This is a genomic window from Achromobacter sp. GbtcB20 (genome assembly GCF_019091095.1).
Taxonomy (GTDB): Bacteria; Pseudomonadota; Gammaproteobacteria; order Burkholderiales; family Burkholderiaceae_B; genus Achromobacter; species Achromobacter mucicolens.
Genome location: NZ_JAGXJZ010000295.1, coordinates 1 through 378, shown reverse-complemented (window position 1 = coordinate 378; position 378 = coordinate 1). Strand labels below are relative to the sequence as shown.

Below are 378 nucleotides of genomic sequence, written 5' to 3'. Positions count from 1 at the left end.
ATGAGCGAAATCGATGCCGTGCTCGGCCTGGCGGTGGAGCCGCTGGGCATTTCGACCGGCCACCTGGCCAGCCTGATGTGGCGCGCCTTCCTGTTCATCGTCGGTGCGCTGGGCGTGATCGCGGCGATCGACGGGCCTTACCAGATCTGGCATTACGCCAACAAGCACAAGATGACGCGCCAGGAAATGATCGAGGAAGCCAAGGAATCGGACGGCAATCCTCAGATTAAAGGGAAGATTCGCCAGATGCAGCGGCAAATGGCGCGCAACCGCATGATGCAGAATGTGCCCACTGCCGACGTCGTGGTGACCAACCCGACCCACTATGCGGTGGCGCTGAAGTACGCCGACGGCCAGGCCGGCGCGCCGCGCGTGGTC

General features: G+C 63.2%; 1 protein-coding gene. It reads left to right on the top strand.

The genetic code is table 11. The features are described 5' to 3' along the window. Positions 1 to 378 (top strand): EscU/YscU/HrcU family type III secretion system export apparatus switch protein (locus KVT32_RS29050; protein ID WP_217619309.1); only part of this gene is annotated, 378 nt, incomplete at both ends.